The organism is Methanoregula sp. (assembly GCF_002835825.1).
Lineage (GTDB): Archaea > Halobacteriota > Methanomicrobia > Methanomicrobiales > Methanospirillaceae > Methanoregula.
Genome location: NZ_PIZH01000564.1, coordinates 1 through 1346, shown reverse-complemented (window position 1 = coordinate 1346; position 1346 = coordinate 1). Strand labels below are relative to the sequence as shown.

Below are 1346 nucleotides of genomic sequence, written 5' to 3'. Positions count from 1 at the left end.
TTTTCACCACCACGGGTCATAAAAACCGTCCGGCCCCTGCCCGACCCCCACAAAAGACCGTGAGATCCAAAATCCTGAGTAAAAATTAAACTCGTGAAGTACCGGGTTCCTGCAGGTTTGCTGACATGAGACTATAATAAAAAGGTTTATTGCCTCAATCTATAGAATTAGCAGAATTAAAAGAGCAGAAATGGAACATATCCTTGTCATCCCGGCAGCAGTTATTGGCGTTGCAGTAATCGTGCTCGGTGCTGCACTCGGGGTTCTGTACCTGTCAGGCTCTCCGGTACTTTCCCTCCATCCCCCATCAAACCTGGCACCGCTTGAAGCACCGGTATTGTATGCGGTGGGAGATTTCCTGCAGTCCGATGATGGTACGCAGGTGGTAATTGTCACCGGCTACAACGCCGACCGGGATTCCTGCTCGTTCCAGCCAGTCGTTGTCAACCCCGCCACCGGCACGCTCCGTATCCTGGAAATGACCAGCACGATGCCCTGCCAGGAATTCAGGGTACGGTATCCGGAAAGGTACCTGTGAATGCCAGAGAGCGGGCACAGATCCCTGCCGTTCCATTGGTCTCACCCGTCTCCATCGTATCTTTCTTCATTGCGGTGAGCGTTCCCATCAAACGCTCCGCATACAGTACTTTTTTGTACAACATAACTCAAATATGTACATAATAAGCCGGTCTTGTATGCAGATCCGGCCTTGAGCACATACCCTATCATGACCGAAGACATCTATGTACACGGATACTCTTCCCGGGAATCGGAACGCCTTTCTGATCAGGCCAGAACACTTACCGCTCATCTTCATCACGATACCAGGTTCCCTGTCGGCTCCCAGGTTCTGGAAGCCGGTTGTGGAACCGGTGCCCAGACGGTCATTCTGGCAAGGAATAGCCCGGGGGCAATCATAACCTCTGTCGATATCTCTGCAGAGTCTCTTGCCCAGGCAGAAAAGAAGGTCCGGGAGGCCGGGATCACGAACGTTACCTTCCGGCAGGCGGATATCTTTACTCTGCCATTCAGCCCTGCCAGCTTCGATCACATCTTCCTCTGTTTCGTGCTAGAACACCTTGCCGATCCAAGGATGGCTCTTGAACGGCTCCGCCCGCTCCTGAAAGATGGGGGGTCGATCACGGTGATTGAAGGCGATCACGGCTCGACATTCTTCCATCCTGATGATGCATGTGCAAGGAAGGCGGTACAGTGTCTTGTCACCATCCAGAAGCAGATGGGTGGGAACGCCCTGATCGGCAGGGAACTCTACCCGCTTGTCAGCTGTGCCGGGTTCCGCGATGTCCAGGTCTCCCCCCGGATGGTGTATGTCGACTCTTCACGCC

General features: G+C 53.5%; 2 protein-coding genes. Both read left to right on the top strand.

The window, feature by feature from the left end:
• Window positions 1-190: 190 nt before the first annotated feature.
• The gene (locus CW742_RS13320) at window positions 191-538 is read left to right on the top strand and encodes a hypothetical protein (protein ID WP_292421184.1); all 348 of its coding nucleotides are present in this window, start codon (window positions 191-193) and stop codon (window positions 536-538) included.
• A gap of 189 nt (window positions 539-727) precedes the next feature.
• Window positions 728-1346, top strand: a 619-nt coding sequence (locus CW742_RS13315; protein ID WP_292421183.1) for a class I SAM-dependent methyltransferase, incomplete at its 3' end; no start/stop codon positions are given.

Bases quoted from the DNA above. Each gene is read 5' to 3' on its own strand.
- CW742_RS13320 (WP_292421184.1), top strand. From the start codon at position 191: ATGGAACATATCCTTGTCATCCCGGCAGCAGTTATTGGCGTTGCAGTA.